This window comes from Microbulbifer mixtoriginis (SeqCode) (assembly GCF_052467945.1).
Genome location: NZ_CP174328.1, coordinates 281143 through 297984, shown reverse-complemented (window position 1 = coordinate 297984; position 16842 = coordinate 281143). Strand labels below are relative to the sequence as shown.

Sequence of the window (16842 nt, the reverse complement as noted above, 5' to 3'; positions counted from 1 at the left end):
AATTAATATCCATAATAAATATCAAGAATTTTCTGATTCAAGAAATTGATCTTCTATTTTTTTATACTCATGACAATTCGAAATAAACTCCTCCTCATCAACTGTAAGCTCTTCCACCGGAGATGAGTCTTTAATAACTTTTTTTACTTTTTCAAGTGTGTTTTGAGGAGAAATTCTATTAATGCATTCGATAAAATCTGCATTATATTTGAGTTTAAGAATATCGAAGATTGGGCGATAAACTTCAAATGGTTGTAATTTGTCGAGCTTGTCAACATTTATGAAAATTATTCTATCTGGATACTTCTCCTTTATTTCTGTATAAATTCGATAGCTATTCTTGTAGTTTTCAAAAAGATCTTTAAATGGCAATTTATTCCATTGTATATTTTTTAAATTCTTTATACTTCTTAAAACATCGTAGGCATTTCTTGCGCAGTAAATATAGATTGGCTTATTTATAGAAAATATTTCTTCATAGGTTTGATAATGTTTTTCAGCTCTAGGCGTCTTATTTCCAATAATTACTGCCTTATGTGATTTTTCTATTTGGTCAAATGTACAACGAAGAGTCCAATAATTTTTAACTAGCAATTCTTTCCGCAAAGGAATTGAATCTTCATCGACACGCTTGCTTAAGAAAGAAGAAATCTGTCGATTAGCAAGATTTAACAACATCTCTACATTGTAAAATTCATCTGTTATACAAATGTCAGGATGTACATTAAGCACTGTTGCACACATTCGTGTACCGCTTCTAGGATTACCAAAAATAATTACAGGCGGAGAATTTAACATTACGCAACTCCTTGAGAGTCATGCAAATTAAGAGTTAATAAGTGAAATATAATAATTTAAATCAAGCTCAATAATTTTTTCAGATTTTTGTAAGTAAATTTTTGAAGAGGATCTAGATTCAATGGTAATATCTAATTCGTCTTTTTCGCCTAATTGAACAAGTGTTAAAAAATAATCACTTTTAGTTTCGAATACAATACGTTGGCTTGGATGTTTTATGTTAAAATTTTTTGCGTAAAATCCTGGTTGAATAGAGCCAGTTGCTCTTTGCTCTGGGATATTATCTGGTTCATTAAACTGAAATTGTTCTATTCGACAGACTCTGACGCCGTTTATGTCAATTAAATTAGCGTGAATCCCATCTATAGACGCCTTAAAGCAAGACCCTACATGAAAAAACTGCTCCATGCTTTGATGAACTCCATCCAATGTATCATAAATTAAAAATATATTAGGTTTCACCCAAATAATCAATCTGTCAATTGTGCATGACTGGTAGTCTGATATTTTTGCTAGTGCTATTTCGACTTCATTTAGATTACGATATCCAATTATTTTTGATCGGCCAATATTGCCCTGATAGTTTTGATTTTCTTGAGAGAGATTGATCTCAATTATTTCTTGATTTTCACCTTTAGGGCATACTGTATTGTGAAAAGATGTTTTTTTTATTTCTATTGAGCTATCTGTTTTTTCATAATTTAGAAATCCTGGATCAATAAAAACATCCTGACCTTTATAAAAGAGATTAAAGGCCCCATTATCACCATGTTTATGGACATGAGTTTTATAACCAGAGCAAAAGTAGGCCCAAACAGTATCATCCGGATCTCTAAATATCACTTTATTTGCATCTTTCAAATACTTACTCGAAAGGCCTTGTGATATTTTATATTTAACACCAGCATGAGTATCCCCGATGGCAGGGACTGAACCATCAGGTCTTGCAATGAGCATTGCATATGCCGAAGCTTTTTCTAAGACACAAGAGGCTAGTTTATATAAATCTGTATCTATGTAAGCTAAAGGGTCAATAACTTTCTCTAAGAAACTTAATAGCCAGAAATGATAGCCAGGGCTATTTTCAACATGGACACCATCAGAGGTAATATCTCTAGAGATAGAATGGTTCAGGCGAGCAATTAAATTAAGCTTATAGCTTGCTGGGTAATTTATGTGTTCACCATCAAGAGTATTAATAAGGCCTAATAATGAAAGATCCATCATCAGTCCGTGATTGTAGTGACTATAGTTTTTAATATCAGATAAGTAATCTCCATTTTTAATAAGATTTTCAATAAGCTTATCGGAAATGTTTTTACCTGCATGTCGCATGCATACTAATAAATAACATAGAGATTGTGTTCTATTTGAAAATGCATGATCTCCATGCAAAATTTTTCTCATTTTTTTATTTATTTTTTTAAAACCTTGTGCTTCCCATCGATAAAATCCGTCAACTAATTTAAGCGCATTATTTAGGTATATCTCGTTCTGTGTAATCTCATACGCATTAAGCAAATATGAAATTGGATAAAATGCGTATATATAGAGAGAATAGGTACTTTGAGCTGATGTAAATCGCGTCCACCATAAATCATTTAAACTAGTTACAGAGATATTTGGCAAAGTGGGGAATACTTTAATATTATTTCTAATTATTGAATCCGCAACCTGAACAGTGTCTTTTGTTATTGGGGTCAATCTAATTATTCTTTCTGAATTAAAAAAATTAAAATTCATTTCAAAACCTCAAAATAGTGAAATTAGCCTATCAGAGTTTAATTTATGGCAAAATTTTCTTGTATAATTTTTCTGAAGGTTTGAATCATGGCTTTTATTTTTCTTTATATAATTACAAGCGGTGCTAATTGTATTGAAAATATAATTGCTATTATATATGTATTCACTCCCAGGCCAATTTAACAGAATCGGTGTTGAGCCAGAGGCCATACCCTCAGCAACCGACAAGTGAAAACTTTCATTATCGCTTACAGATAGAATCCAGCCAATTTTTCGAAGCCATTCATCAATTGGCCCAAATCCTTCGAAGATGACATTATTCATCCAGTTATTTGTTTCAATTCTTTTATATAGCTGCTTGTAAAAAAATAATTCATTTTTTTTTGCTTTAGAGTGCATCCATGGATATTCTTCTGGCCTTTTTCCTTTTATAAAAAGTTTATATCTATTATCGTTTTGGTATAGATCCTCAAAAATATCTAAAGCTCGATCTAGTCGTTTAGATTGAGGCACATCCCCTATCATACCCAAATTAAATTCTGAACCAGACAATTTCGGCTTGTCAAGAAATTCCCTGTCGATCATATTAAAGATCATTCTGCATTTATTTCTAGCAAGAGAATATTTTTCTACCATCAGCTCATAATAATAGGGTGACACGAAAATATAAAAATCTATATTTTCATGATTACATCTTTTAAGATGTTCAGTTTTTAACTCTTGAGCGTGGACACGTGTAATAAGTTTTTGTCCTTTTTTCTTGTTTTTGGAATACCAAACTAAATTCCCTAGTCCCCATTCACAAAAGATTACATCAGCCTGATTTAAAAGATCTAGGCTCTTTTCTTCATCATGCTTTTCATGGCTTTCCCATTTATCAACTAAAACAATGAAATTTGTATTTTTTTTAACCTCGTTAATAACAAATTTGGCAAATTTCAAATCATGTCCAGTTATCAAAATGACTTTTTTATCATCCTTAAATGTCAGTGTCTCTCTAGCTTTTTCGGCATTATGTTTACATGAATAACTTTCTGCCTCATTCTTATCTATTATGTAACGTCCTTTAATCATGCCATACATTGCATCAGCAATCCCTTCAATATTATCTTCGCTGAGGGACGCACCTCCCAACTTAGAAAGTATATCTGGGACATAACCATTCTTCATAGTAACAGCCAATACAGGTCTTTTGGCACCAAGGTAATCAGCTAATTTTCCTGGAAAAAATGGACTGTAATCCAGACCTTGCTCACTAAATTCTGCATCGCGTAAAAGTAAGCAATTGCCTTAGTCATCAAAGTAAGGCTTTTTAAATAATCAACAGTTCCTTTAAAACTCACGACCTCTTTGAGGTCATATTTCTCAGCAGCCTTAATAAAAGAGTCATTGGCTCCATAGAAGTCAATTTTAATTCTTCCTTTTAGATTGGGATGCTTCTGTAGTAACCGTTGTGCTCCGAGCATAAATGGTTCAGATGTTCTCTTAAATTTATAAAGCATTCCGATATGCACTAAGCGAAAAATGCTTGTTTTTTCACCGACTTTATTCTTTTTCTGTAATTCCTTTTCATACATTCGATCATCAAAACAATGTGGAAGAACAAAAAATTTACTTTTTTGAATTGATTTAGTTTGTGAACTTAAAACTATTTTTTGCTGATATGGATTCGTGACAATAATGCGATCTGCTTTTTGTAGGACTTCCTCTTCTAGTTGAATATCCTCTTTGAGCATGGGGAATTTGTATGAATGGTTATATGGATTTGCAGCTATTGGATCCCCGAACGATGCTATCCAACGTAATTGAGGATTAAGTTTTTTAATGGCCATTGCAGCCATATGTGAAATATTCTCATGTGAGTGAGAGAGTAATACTGAATAATGGTTGTGATCTCTTAAGATTCTATAATAATCAATTACTCTTTCTACAAAGTACATTCTTGATTCAGTATTTCGTGCATCTTCCGAGGGTACCGTTACTTCGTATCTATTAAAGCAACTTAATGAGTAATTAAACATTCTCTCGTTGTCAGGTTTCTCATCTCGGTAAGCCTGAATTACATCAAACTCAAAACATGTGTCTTTTAATCGTTTAAATAAATTAAATGCTGATGAACTCTTATAGGGAGGGAAATGCCAAGATATCAATAATATTTTCTTCTTCATTTTTCAAGATGCCCCCAATAGATAAAGTCCTCTAAGGCTTCCGGAATAATGTTATCTTTCATGTCAGCTTTTAATACGTTTTCAGTGTTGTAAAAACTATTTTCTGAAGGATAAAACTTCTTTGCAAAATCCATAGCGTAAGTAATAGAATGAGAAGACTGGTTTAAGTAATGATAAGCTGATTCAAAGTTTCCTAGTTGAATAAATAATTTTTTATTTTGAGCTGTTTGTTCTTTAAATATTTTTTTTGCCTGATCTATTTCTTTTTCACTTTTAGCTGTCAAAGCCAACGTGGCATCTGGATATGAAATTTTCACGTCTAAACCAATTAAATTACATAATTCTTGGATACGATGGCCATAAGTGTGAGATCTCATAACTCTTCTAACTCCACAGCGTGAAAGATTTCGGTATTCATCTGGAGACCTTTCTAACTCCCCAAGTTGACTAGTAATTGTTTTGTTATTCTTGGGCATGATAACAATATCACCAAATAATTTTCTAACACCAACTGAATCATTGCTTATAACTGGTGTACCTGAAGCTAGCGATTCATAAACTCTACGGGCAAACATCGTTTCAGAATCTTGAACCGAATTAATATTTACTTGATATTTATAACCTTGGTGAGCTTTCCAAACTTCAGAAGGTATTAAATTTCCAATAATGTTTTTTTCGATATTTTTCTGGGAAAATAAATTTTTTGATATTTTTTCCAAAATTTCGATCAAAAATATCAAATTCTAAGCCTGCGTTTTCTATTTGATCAAATATAAATTTAAAATCGGAGCATCGTTTAGGTTATCCTCATAGTATGACCCAGCAAATACTGTTTTAGCTTTTCTTATGAGAATACTTCGTGGGTTATGAATTTTCGCGTGCAGCAAAAGAGAGTGGATACACATCAATACCATAATCCTTCTTATAAAAAGGAATCATATTACTATCTGTAGTAATTGCCACATCAAAGAACTTAGCAATAGGGCCGAATTTTTGATAGTGAGGTGGATCCTCTTTATTCCAAAAAATTGTAGGAATATTTTTCTTTTTGCAGAAAGTAAGTAGTCCACTAAGCTTTTTTCCAGCTCCGCTACCCTTACTAAGGGTTCCCCAATTATTGTTGTTTCCTTTCCAACAGCTTTCAACTAAAAGAAAATTAGGATGATTCTTTTCTAATTCATAAGCCCAATTTTCTTGCGTTATCTTTATTAAAATAACCTCATGCTCTAAACATTCTGTAGTAAATTCATCCAGTATACATGCGACAACTAAATCTTTAATTAAACGCTTATGAGTAGGTTCATGAACAATTGCTGGAGGCATAGGCTGACGCTTTAAGAACTCTTTCTTACGAAGCATTTCTGCTTCTATGTTATAGCATCTACCAAGAATACGTATATCAATATGTTCATCTGACTTCAAACCAAGACTTGCAACGGATATTGCCACACTCGCGACATCATCAGGAAGATTCAATTTGAAAATTTCTTTTACATCATCCTCTAGTGAGTTATTATTTTTATTCAAATATCGAAAATGTTGATCAAATGCAGCAGCAATTCCAACCCCAGGAATACGCTTAATGATCTTTTCAAATTGATCGAAAAATTGGAAGAGAACTACGGCTTTACGTGTAGTTTGAGAATTACTAACATGATATACAATCGTCGAAGATAATTCTAGTATTGATCCATGTATAGGAATTTTTATTTGAGCAACATCTTCTCTTGTGTTTTCTTTTAGTCTAATTGTTTTTTCTTTAATATACTGAGCTTCATTTATTAATTCTTGTTTTTCAGTTTTATTTTCAGTATATTTATTTGATGGTCCATTTGGAAATTTTTCACTCAACCTATTTGTAATTGGTTTAATATTTTTTAAATAAGAATTAGATCGATTTCCATTAAAGTCAGCTCGTAGTTGATCTTGATTGGCCAGCTGAAAACTTATGTTAGAAGAAGCTCCTTCTAAAGTTTCTAATTTATTTTCTATTCTTTTTTCAAGCTGCTTTACTTCCTCCTCTCTATCTTCGTAATTTCGTGAAGACTTAACACATTTTGGCTGAAAGTTTTTGGTCTTTAACTCCGAAACTAACTCTGAGATATAATCTTTTAATAATGGAATTTGATTCGTATTTGAATCAGGAACATTTAATGAATTGTGAATGCATTTCACTAAATTATTGATATTTCCGGATTCAAATACAGTAGATATCTTTATTTTTCCCTACAATTTCATTAAGTGGTACTACATCTGATACTACAAGCTGCTTCCCAAATGCAATGGCTTCTGCAACCTTTATCGGTGAAACTAGTTCACATACGGCTAATTTTTTACGTGGAATTACAACTGTATCGATAAGTGCATAATAATCAGCAACCAATTCATGTGGTACTCGTCCTACCTGAATAAACCAAGATTCATTGGAAATTCTTTGTGGTGTTGATATCGTTTCATTTACTGGTTCATAATCTCCTACAAGTAGTAATTTGATTTTCTCTTCTTGGATTCTTAACTTTTTACAAGCATCAATAAGTAAATCTATTCCTTCATATGAAGAGAAACTACCAATATATCCTACAACCTTGTCATCATCATTTATTCTCAGCTTAGCCCTCAAATTAGAAATACTTTGCCTAACTTTTGGAACCTCACTTATACAGTTAGGTACAATAGATATTTTATTATTGTCCAATCCACGTTTTGTAAGCTCGGCTTTCATTCTTTGGTTTAAGGTAAAGATTTTTACTGCTTTACTACTTACAAAAGAATTACGATCTGCTTCTATTTGAAAATCCAAAGTTTTTTCAAAACCAGGTTCTCTGGCTGCTTTTGAAAGCTCCCAAAATCCTCTTACCTCATTATAAAAAGGCAATCCCAGTGATTTAGAGACAATCCATGCTGGCAAGCCGACCGTATAATCTGAAGCTGCTAATATAATTTCTGGCCGATAAATGCTAAAAAGTTCTGAATAACAAGCCACACTTGCTTCAAGTGAAGCTTGTTCATTGTTAGGAGGTATGTCATTTTTCCATCGGCTATGAATATATCTTACTCCATTAATTGCAACCTCTGGATTAATTGAGCCTTTTTTTACCCCCAACTCCCATGGTCTACCAGGGCGAACAAAGCAAAGAGTTTCTAATCCATTTATATTTAATGCTTTGGCTATCGCTTGTGTTCGTATTGAATAACCGTTGCTAGCATAACTTTGTCCGTGGCTGACTACATAGGCAACACGACCTTGAATAGGTAAATACACATCCTTTATAAGACGACTAGCAAGATCTTCAGCATGTTTTAATAATACATCCATATTGAGTTCTGCCCAACGGTTTGAAAGTTAGAGGGATCAAACACTTTGCTGTATTATTAAATAGCTAGCTAAGAAGGCCAACTACGTCGATAATATTATCTTTCTGATCGAATTTATTTACAATTTTTGAAATTCATTGTGCTTTACAAGTATGCAAAAAATATCTGCATTCATTAATGAGTGATCTAAAGAAACTAGTTCAACATTTTTATTGGAGAGATTTTTCAGGTAAAAGTTGGATATTAGGCTCAACAATTTGTAAGTTACAGTCAAGATTTGTGATTCCCTCTGCAATCATTAAAGCAGGACTCTCTCTAAGTAGTCAATGTTTGGCTTAAAGGTAATTCCCAAGCAAGCAACAGTAATATCTCTGCTAGTGTAGCCGGGATTCTTGACTCTTATATTTTTTAAAATAACCTCCAACTGATTCAATACCCATTCAGGTTTACAGTCATTTACATCACGTGCTGTACGAATGAGTCTTGATTCAGCAGGACATGATTGAACAATAAACCAAGGATCGACTGCTATACAGTGTCCTCCTACGCCAGCACCTGGTTGAAGGATATTGACTCGGGGATGCCTATTAGCAAGAGATATCAATTCCCATGTATTGATATTTAATTTGCTGCAAATAACTGATAGTTCATTTGCGAATGCGATATTTAAATCCCTAAAACTATTCTCTGTAAGTTTGCTCATCTCAGCGGTACGTGCTGTAGTTAACAAGCATTCACCTCTAACAAAAATCTTATATAGGCTTTCTGCTGCTTCGGAACATTTTTTTGTTAAGCCACCTATAACACGATCGTTTTCAACAAGTTCATGAAGGACATTCCCAGGCAATACTCTTTCTGGACAATAAGCAATTCTTATATCGGATAACTCTCCATCAGCGTGCGGAAATGTGAGATCAGGGCGTGCTTCGGCAAGCCACTCCGAAATTTTCTCTGTTGTACCTACTGGAGAGGTTGACTCAAGTACAATTAAATCACCAATTTTTAATAAAGGCGCTAGTGATTTCGATGCAGCCTCAATATATCCTAGATCTGCTTTTTTATCTTTAACTTTTGACTCCTCAATAAAAGGAGTAGGAACAGCAATTAAAAATGCATCAGCAGATTGATGTTTAGTCGTTGCATGTAAATATCCGCTAGATACTGCTTTCTGAACAATTTGTTCCAGGCCCAGCTATAATATGTATATTGCCTGAGTTGACAATATTTATAGTGTCTTGATTAATGTCAACACCGATTACGTTAATTTTTTGAGTTGCTAGCATAGCAGCTGTTGGTAATCCTATATACCCTAAACCAACTACTGAGATTTTTTCAAAGTTCATAAATATCCCTATTTGAACGAAAAATCTGTAAAAAAGCTTTTTAAGCTATATATTTAATCTTTTGAAATTTTTTTCAAAATCAGCTAACACATTAATTATTTTTTTTGATGCTTGACCATCCCCATATGGATTATGGGCAAAACTCATTTTATTATAGCTGTCTTTATCAGTAAGTAATGTAGATGTTTCCTTAATAATAACATCTACTTTTGTTCCTCTTAATTTTTCAGTTCCGGCTTTAACAGCTTCTGGTCGTTCTGTTGTGTCACGCATTACTAGTACAGGTTTACCTAGCGAAGGAGCTTCCTCCTGAATTCCACCAGAATCTGATAGAATAATGTATGATTTATTCATTAGATAGATAAATGGAAGATAGTCTAAAGGCTCTATCAGGAAAATATTCTCTACGTCATTTAATAGTCGATTAACAGGTTCCCTTACATTTGGATTTAAATGTAAGGGATATACTATTTGTACATTTCTATGTGATTTCGCAATTTCCAAAATTGCTTGACAAATACGTTCAAATCCGCCACCAAAGCTTTCGCGTCGATGCCCAGTTAATAAAATTAATTTTTTATTGTCATCAAGGAAATTAAATTCATTATTAAATTTATCATATATCTTCTTATCTTCATCTAATTTTCGTACTACTTCTAACAAGGAATCTATTACTGTATTGCCAGTAACAAATATTTTCTCAGAGCTTACTCCTTCATTTAGAAGGTTTTTCTTTTGAATTTTCTGTTGGTGAAAAATGAAGGTCTGCTAAGGCACCTGTTAACTTCCGATTTGCCTCTTCTGGCCATGGAGAAAATAAATTTCCGGTTCGTAGGCCTGCTTCTACATGACCTATGGAGATTTTTCAATAATATGCTGCAAGACTTGTAAAAAAAGTTGTTGCCGTATCACCATGAACTAATACAATATCAGGTTTTGTTTCTTCAAGAATCTTATGCATCCCTTGAAGTATTCCTACGCTTATATCGGTTAAGTTCTGACCAGATTCTGACTGATCTAGGTCATCATCAGGAATTAATCCGAATAGATTGAGTACCTGATCTAACATTTCTCTATGTTGAGCTGTTACACAAACTTGAGTATTAAATCTTTGATCAATTATCAGTTTTAAAGCTAATGGTGCCATTTTAATAGCTTCAGGACGAGTTCCAAAAACAATGAGTACCTTCATTTAAAACCTTCCTTACAAATACAAGATTCATTTTTTTTCATCTATGATTTGATATTCAAGCTCTCTGCATCGTCTGACATACTTTTCAAGTAAACCTTGCGTTTTTTTTAATTGATTTTTAAACTCTTCATTTAAATTTTTTTTTTCATTATATCCGTCTCAGGAAAAAACAATTTATTAGTATCAACATTCAAATCTTTTTTTGTAAGAAAATTTTTCTCTTTTACTGCTTGCACTTCCCTTCCTTCTCGTTTTCCAAATCGGAGATAGTGGATAAGTGGGTTTTCATTTCTCAGAGCTACATCGGGATATTTATTATGGTAACCTACTCCACAAAATAAAGTGATGGACTTCTTCCCATTCTCCACCCATATCGTAGATAATGTTGCTCTGGTGTTATCTCTATACTCTCAACATCTGAATGTTGTGACAAATACCATTCAGGGTCGAATAATATTGAATTCTCAAGTAGCTTCACCTGATACTTCTCATCCATTTTTATACCATTCAAATTAAATATCTAATTTGTTAATTGCCTTACTCAAAAACTAAAAATTACTAAGGAATTTGAATAAAATGATTTCTATAAACTGAAATAGTAATTAATAAGCTAAATATAAAGTCTTAATTTAAAATATTTAGTTAACCTGAATTCAAACTCCAGAAAAGTTAATGCAACTGGGGGGACCCTGTTCAACTATTAATAATAGAAAAAATCTAATGTTAATTTTGTTGTATTTCATAATATCATTGATATTTATACGAAATTATGATCTCTTTGTGCGTCATTACGAATACACATACAATACTTCACCATATCCACTTTTCATAAATAATTTAGCTTGAACTTCAAGCTCATCAAGTGAGATAAAACCTTTACGAAATGCGACCTCTTCAGGGCATGCAATTTTTAATCCCTGACGACGTTCAATTGTTTGTACGAAGTGTCCCGCTGCGAGCAAATTATCATGCGTTCCAGTATCTAACCATGCAGAACCGCGGCCCATTAACTCTAGACTAAGTTCACCTCTTTCAAGGTATATTTTATTGAGATCCGTAATCTCCAACTCTCCACGATCACTTGGCCTGATCTCTCTGACTAAATCGCAAACATTATTGTCATACAAGTATAATCCAGTAATAGCATAATTTGATTTGGGTTTATTTGGTTTTTCCTCAACACTTATAACTTTTCCATCTTTATTGAATTCAGCAACTCCATATGCGCTTGGGTCCGCAATCCTATACCCAAAGATTGTTGCTCCTTGAATTCTTGAATTAGCTCTCTTTAAAAGTTCACTAAATTGATGAGCATAAAAAATATTATCTCCAAGAATTAGCGCGCAGGGACTGCTCTCTATATGATCCTGTCCAATTATAAATGCTTCAGCCAAACCATTTGGTGAAAATTGCTTGGCGTAACTTAGATTAATTCCCCACTGAGATCCAGTACCCAAAAGTCCCCTAAACAAACTTTGATCTTGGGGGACGTTATAATTAATATTTTTCGTATTCCAGCCAACATTAAAGTTGTTAGCGGATAGTAAATCATGGGCTTGTCATATACTGGCATTAATTGCTTGCTGATACCTTTTGTTAATGGATACAGACGGGTACCAGTACCACCAGCCAGAATAATTCCCCTTCGTTCGGTATCAGTTTCAGCCATAATTCCTCCATCAATCCTTGAAATTAGAAACAGCTAAATTTCTACAGTAGTATTTTAAATATTTTCTTCAAAGAAGTTATTTAAAAATAAGATATTCATGTTGTTTTTCAGAATGATAGTATGGCCGCAGTCCCAACTGCTATACGATATAAAATTTCCGTTACATCTTTAGTTACCTGTAGTTCACTTGAATTAATTTTTGGCATTACCATTATTTCATCCCCAGGACGTAATCTATTTCCAAGTTTATTATCAAAGTCTCTATCATGAACTCGTGTTATCGTCCCGTCTAAATGTAAAATAATCAGTTCGTTACGGTTTGCATTATTGGCAAATCCACCTGCTAATTCGATATAATCTTCTAATGTATATTTTTTATGATACACAAGTGAAGTTGGAAAAATTACCTCCCCAACTATAGATATGGTTGATGTTTTCAGAGGTACAGTTATTTCATCACCATCTTCAAGTAACATTTTTCCAGCATCTGGGTTATTAGCAATTACTACCTGCCCTTTTGGAATGACTCTTCGAGCTTTTTTATGAAATTTTGAATCATTAAAGCGTTATCTTTCTGAGCATCTTTTTCAAGATCAGTTTTCGGTTGACGAGTTAAAACTTCCATTTGTAAAGCATCTAGTGATCTATCCAATGCAACCTGTTGTTTTTCAGCAACACTTTTTCGATATAACTGAATAGAATTTTGATCAGCATTTTCACGAAATTTTAATTTTGTCATCAACATTTCAAGTGTTGCGCCATATGGAAGCACATAAGTAGCGGGGCCATCTAATTCACCAGAAACAATTACTGAAATCGAATGAATATCATTATCGCGGACTAGTTCTACAATTGCGCCTGGGTAAAGGCGTGTTGTCATTGCATTAGTTAAGGGTTGGTAACTTGCTTGTTTGACCCCATCAACTACCTGAGTAATACGAGCAAAATTTGCAAGAGGATCTGGCTTAATAACTAATAACATCTCTCCTAATTGTGTATAAGGACCGATAAATTCTAGTTGAGCCGACTGTTGAACTGCACCTTTAACCGTAACAAATCCTTTTTTTCCACCAACTACTATTACATCACCATTTCGCAGCTGTACGGCAGGCATTATCCCATCTACAATAAAACTATATAAATTTATTTCCTGTATTATTTTGTCCCTTCGAATTATCTTTATATCGACAAAACTACCACTTTGTGAACTTATTCCTTCAGCACTATCCAAATAATACAGAATTGAATCCGAACTAAAACCATTGAATAAACCAGGATTATTTACATACCCTGTCACAAACACTTTAACCGGCTGACTTGCTTCCAAGTTCGCATAGGCTTGTACATTATTTTTAAAAACACGCTTCACATGGCGTAACACAAAATTATTTAAGTCGCCATTTTGTACTCCAGCTACATGAACCGGTCCTACTTCTGGTACAAAAATATTTCCTTTTGGATCAACAGTTAAAGTTGCGCTAAAACTATAAGCGCCCCATAATTGAAGATTAATCTGATCCCCAATCGTGATTCTGTAGTCCGGGTTGAAACCATTGAATGGCTGATCCTTAAATGTTCCCTGAAATAACGATTGACCAAAAATTGGTATCTCATTTTTTGGTGTGGGCTGAGAATCTATACCATCTACTAACTGGGTTTCTAATGCAAAAGCCAGCCCATGACCCAAAATGATCAGTAAAGTTATTATCAGGGATAAAATATTTTTCTTTACTCTATTAATAGGTATCATGATTCTACAAGGCTTCCTTTATAGCTATTGAATAGCTCAACATATTGTTCGATAATGAAAACTCAGCCTATAAATTACATACGATGATCTCGAATACTGGCTGACAGCATAATTCCAACACCATATAATAAGATTAAAATCACCGTTAAACTTACTAAATTATATATTTTATGTGGGTACTCAGCCTCCTCTGCCAATGAAGGCCGTGTAATTACTATCAGATGTTTCAACTTACCAGAAGCTTCCATTCTTGCACTTTCCAAAGCTTTTAGTGATGCGGCGTAAGCATCAGTAGCAAATTGTAGATCTAATTCAAGATTCTGAAAGTGTGCACTTAGAGTATTGAGTCGCTGTTCACCTTTCTCGTCACTTATACCAACCAATCGAACTTTCTCTACTTTAATTTGATTTTCTAAGGCGCCAATTTCAGCTTGAATTGATATTATTTGTGATGAATCAGTATTTAAGTAGCTTTTGGCGGCTGTTAGTTTGGCGCGCTCTTCTGCTAATCGCGTCTCTAATCCTTGAATAATACTGCTTATCCCTTTCGTTAACTCTTCGGGGCTAACTAAATTATTACTATTCTGAAAATCTAGGATGTCTTGTTTTATATTTCTCAATTTTCTTTGAGAGAGTTCTACTTCATTATTTACGAAGTCAACTTGTTTATTGGCTAGTTGATTACTCAAAGCATTAACGAATAATTCTGATTTTTGTATTACAGTCTCAACAAGAATACGAGCAAAGATCGGTTCATAAGCTTGCATCTCTATTGAAATTATACCATTTGTCTCATCATGACTAACATCTACATGATTTCTATAGTATTCTAAATATTCTTCTTGTGTTGCATCCGAATACAAACGGGAAAATACGTCATACTGATTACTTTTATAGTAATTTTTTAATCCTAATTCCCTATCCAGATACAAGGCCATATCAAGTGACTGTATATAGTTTACAACTAAAAATGTATCTTGATTATCAACTCCTATACTAGGTATAAGAAAACTAATCCCCGTTGACGATCCTTGAGATGACGATGTATCTTTAACAATTAATTGTGTAGTACTTACAAAACGATCAGTTACCCAAAATAAATAATACCCACTCACACAAACGATGGGTACTATTACAATCAGAGTAAAGCCATAATACCAAGGTAAATGTAATCTATGTTTATTTTTTATTTTTAAACTTTTTGTTTTTGAAGAAATATTCTTATACCAAGAAATAAGTAAATTAAAGTAAATATGTTTTTTATTACTCCACCAGTTTTTATTAAGCACTCTTCTAACATCCATATTTAAACTTTAAGTTTTATCATTTATGAAAATTTATACACTATTTTGGTAAATGCTTATGGCTTCATTTATAGATTGACAAATTCTAACCTTTCCATTTTCAATGTAGATTCCTATCTCACAATTTTTCTTTAAAACTTGAGTCGTATGAGCCACAATAATAAATGTTGCTTTTTTTCTTTTTTCTTTAATTATATCTTCACATTTTTTTTTAAAGTGTACGTCCCCAACCGACATAACTTCATCAACTAAATAAACATCAAATTCTAGGGCGATACTTAGGCCAAATGCTAAACGCGCACGCATTCCAGAGGAGTAACTTTTAATTGGTAAATCAAAATAATTGCCGATTTCAGAAAACTCTTGCACATAATTCATAATTTTACATTTATCTTTTCCCCATACACCATGAATTCCGCAAACAAAAGCCACATTCTCTCTACCGGTCATACTTCCCTGGAACCCGCCAGAGAGCCCCACTGGCCATGAGATTCTCTTATCTGTGATTACTCTACCGGAATCTGGATAATCAATCCCCCCCATAATTCTAAGTAACGTAGACTTACCAACCCCATTGCGCCCTAAAATTCCAATATTCTTGCCCTCAGGAAAGATCGCATTAACATTTTTAAAAAGTGTTTTCCTTTCGTTTTTTGTTTTATACGATTTTGTGAGATTTTCAAGCCTAATCATTGACTACGCACCAAGTCTTTCCAGAAAGCACGATATGTCAGAAGACCTAAAGCAAGCATCATTATTGACGAATATATTAAATATTTAAAATTTGAAAAAATTCCATGATAGCTTTTAAATAAACTTTCTCTGGTTAATTCTATGATATGTACTAATGGGTTCCAAACAAGGTAGCTGTGATATTCTGAAGGAATTTGTTCAAGTGAAAAGAATACTCCTGAAATGAAGTAAAGAGGTCTTACAATCAATGGAAGAACTTTAGACATCTCAGGTAATTTCTCACCAATGACCGCTAATGTCAAAGATAACCCAAAAGAAAAGCATAAAAATAAAAAATTTACCTGAATAAGTAATAGAAAATCTCCAAATTCAGCTCTAATACCAATCCAAGATAATAAAGCTAATAGCGTAAGCATGCATAAGATATAAATAAAAAACTCTAATAATACTCTACTCAAAATTGCATCAAATGGTCGTAACTGACGATAGTTAAATAATCCACGATTTGATGATACAGCAGCAATTCCTTTATAAAAGCAGTGACTAAAAAATAAAAAAGGTGCAATTCCTCCCAACATAAATAAAGTTGTCGGAATACCTGGATAAAAGTTCCTATCAAGGAAATTAAATATTGCTGCCAGCATTAAAATATGAAGAGCTGGCTCAAGTAGTATCCAAGCATAACCCAGTCGCCACTTACCAAACCTTGTATTCATCTCACGAACGAGAAGTGAGTAGATCACATCTCTCTGGATCTTCCATATAGTTCGATTAGATGTAGGAATTTTTATGCTCATATACTAGCGACTAGTCTCTTGTACACTCTTATTATTTAGAGTTATGCTAAAGTTATACGTATATATAGCG

Annotated in this window: 15 protein-coding genes and 2 pseudogenes; all 17 read right to left on the bottom strand. The window is 33.3% G+C overall.

Features of this window, described 5'->3' with window-relative positions; translation table 11 throughout:
- Positions 1–21 precede the first annotated feature (21 nt).
- A complete protein-coding gene (locus ACJJIJ_RS01295) occupies positions 22–798 on the bottom strand; it encodes a sulfotransferase (RefSeq protein ID WP_252084749.1) in 777 nt (258 codons plus the stop codon).
- Positions 799–825: 27 nt separating this feature from the next.
- On the bottom strand, positions 826–2541 hold the full coding sequence (locus ACJJIJ_RS01290; RefSeq protein ID WP_252084748.1) for a heparinase II/III domain-containing protein: 1716 nt from the start codon (positions 2539–2541) through the stop codon (positions 826–828).
- Between the two features lie 9 nt (positions 2542–2550).
- Complete coding sequence (locus ACJJIJ_RS01285) at positions 2551–3711, bottom strand: glycosyltransferase (protein ID WP_444938440.1); 1161 nt, start codon at positions 3709–3711, stop codon at positions 2551–2553.
- Positions 3712–3752: 41 nt separating this feature from the next.
- Positions 3753–4709, bottom strand: a complete 957-nt coding sequence (locus ACJJIJ_RS01280; protein ID WP_444938439.1) for a glycosyltransferase family protein — start codon at positions 4707–4709, stop codon at positions 3753–3755.
- Complete coding sequence (locus ACJJIJ_RS01275; protein WP_444938438.1) at positions 4706–5449, bottom strand: glycosyltransferase family protein; 744 nt, start codon at positions 5447–5449, stop codon at positions 4706–4708. Before ACJJIJ_RS01275 ends, ACJJIJ_RS01280 begins: the two co-directional genes overlap by 4 nt.
- A 124-nt stretch (positions 5450–5573) precedes the next feature.
- Complete coding sequence (locus ACJJIJ_RS01270) at positions 5574–6884, bottom strand: CgeB family protein (RefSeq protein ID WP_444938437.1); 1311 nt, start codon at positions 6882–6884, stop codon at positions 5574–5576.
- Positions 6885–6906: 22 nt separating this feature from the next.
- Positions 6907–8025 carry a glycosyltransferase gene (locus ACJJIJ_RS01265; RefSeq protein WP_444938436.1) on the bottom strand — a complete coding sequence of 373 codons (1119 nt, stop codon included), beginning with the start codon at positions 8023–8025 and terminating at the stop codon, positions 6907–6909.
- Positions 8026–8322: 297 nt separating this feature from the next.
- On the bottom strand, positions 8323–9201 hold the full coding sequence (wecC, locus tag ACJJIJ_RS01260) for a UDP-N-acetyl-D-mannosamine dehydrogenase (protein ID WP_444939551.1): 879 nt from the start codon (positions 9199–9201) through the stop codon (positions 8323–8325).
- Positions 9179–9367: a hypothetical protein gene (locus ACJJIJ_RS01255; protein WP_444938435.1), complete on the bottom strand. Its 189-nt coding sequence runs from the start codon at positions 9365–9367 to the stop codon at positions 9179–9181. The genes wecC and ACJJIJ_RS01255 overlap by 23 nt, the downstream gene beginning before the upstream one ends.
- Positions 9368–9412: 45 nt before the next feature.
- A complete protein-coding gene (gene wecB, locus ACJJIJ_RS01250) occupies positions 9413–10108 on the bottom strand; it encodes a non-hydrolyzing UDP-N-acetylglucosamine 2-epimerase (RefSeq protein WP_444939550.1) in 696 nt (231 codons plus the stop codon).
- Positions 10083–10436, bottom strand: a pseudogene (locus ACJJIJ_RS01245) (UDP-N-acetylglucosamine 2-epimerase). The gene wecB and the pseudogene ACJJIJ_RS01245 overlap by 26 nt, the downstream one beginning before the upstream one ends.
- Before the next feature lie 911 nt (positions 10437–11347).
- Positions 11348–12228 (bottom strand): annotated as a pseudogene (gene rfbA / locus ACJJIJ_RS01240) (glucose-1-phosphate thymidylyltransferase RfbA).
- Positions 12229–12335: 107 nt separating this feature from the next.
- On the bottom strand, positions 12336–12704 hold the full coding sequence (locus ACJJIJ_RS01235; RefSeq protein WP_444938434.1) for a polysaccharide biosynthesis/export family protein: 369 nt from the start codon (positions 12702–12704) through the stop codon (positions 12336–12338).
- Between the two features lie 29 nt (positions 12705–12733).
- Positions 12734–13978 carry a polysaccharide biosynthesis/export family protein gene (locus ACJJIJ_RS01230; protein WP_444938433.1) on the bottom strand — a complete coding sequence of 415 codons (1245 nt, stop codon included), beginning with the start codon at positions 13976–13978 and terminating at the stop codon, positions 12734–12736.
- Positions 13979–14052: 74 nt separating this feature from the next.
- On the bottom strand, positions 14053–15282 hold the full coding sequence (locus tag ACJJIJ_RS01225) for a KpsE/RkpR family capsule polysaccharide export protein (RefSeq protein ID WP_444938432.1): 1230 nt from the start codon (positions 15280–15282) through the stop codon (positions 14053–14055).
- A 33-nt stretch (positions 15283–15315) separates the two neighbouring features.
- Positions 15316–15975 (bottom strand): ABC transporter ATP-binding protein, encoded by a 660-nt coding sequence (locus tag ACJJIJ_RS01220; RefSeq protein ID WP_444938431.1) that lies wholly within the window; start codon positions 15973–15975, stop codon positions 15316–15318.
- A complete protein-coding gene (locus ACJJIJ_RS01215; protein WP_252084738.1) occupies positions 15972–16718 on the bottom strand; it encodes an ABC transporter permease in 747 nt (248 codons plus the stop codon). Before ACJJIJ_RS01215 ends, ACJJIJ_RS01220 begins: the two co-directional genes overlap by 4 nt.
- Between the last annotated feature and the right edge of the window lie 124 nt (positions 16719–16842).

Coding starts and splice junctions, on each gene's coding strand:
- ACJJIJ_RS01220 (WP_444938431.1), bottom strand. CDS start 15,975: ATGATTAGGCTTGAAAATCTCACAAAATCGTATAAAACAAAAAACGAA.
- ACJJIJ_RS01295 (WP_252084749.1), bottom strand. CDS start 798: ATGTTAAATTCTCCGCCTGTAATTATTTTTGGTAATCCTAGAAGCGGT.
- ACJJIJ_RS01290 (WP_252084748.1), bottom strand. CDS start 2,541: ATGAATTTTAATTTTTTTAATTCAGAAAGAATAATTAGATTGACCCCA.
- ACJJIJ_RS01230 (WP_444938433.1), bottom strand. CDS start 13,978: ATGATACCTATTAATAGAGTAAAGAAAAATATTTTATCCCTGATAATA.
- ACJJIJ_RS01265 (WP_444938436.1), bottom strand. CDS start 8,025: ATGGATGTATTATTAAAACATGCTGAAGATCTTGCTAGTCGTCTTATA.
- ACJJIJ_RS01280 (WP_444938439.1), bottom strand. CDS start 4,709: ATGAAGAAGAAAATATTATTGATATCTTGGCATTTCCCTCCCTATAAG.
- ACJJIJ_RS01255 (WP_444938435.1), bottom strand. CDS start 9,367: ATGAACTTTGAAAAAATCTCAGTAGTTGGTTTAGGGTATATAGGATTA.
- ACJJIJ_RS01235 (WP_444938434.1), bottom strand. CDS start 12,704: ATGTTACTTGAAGATGGTGATGAAATAACTGTACCTCTGAAAACATCA.
- ACJJIJ_RS01225 (WP_444938432.1), bottom strand. CDS start 15,282: ATGGATGTTAGAAGAGTGCTTAATAAAAACTGGTGGAGTAATAAAAAA.
- ACJJIJ_RS01285 (WP_444938440.1), bottom strand. CDS start 3,711: ATGAAGAATGGTTATGTCCCAGATATACTTTCTAAGTTGGGAGGTGCG.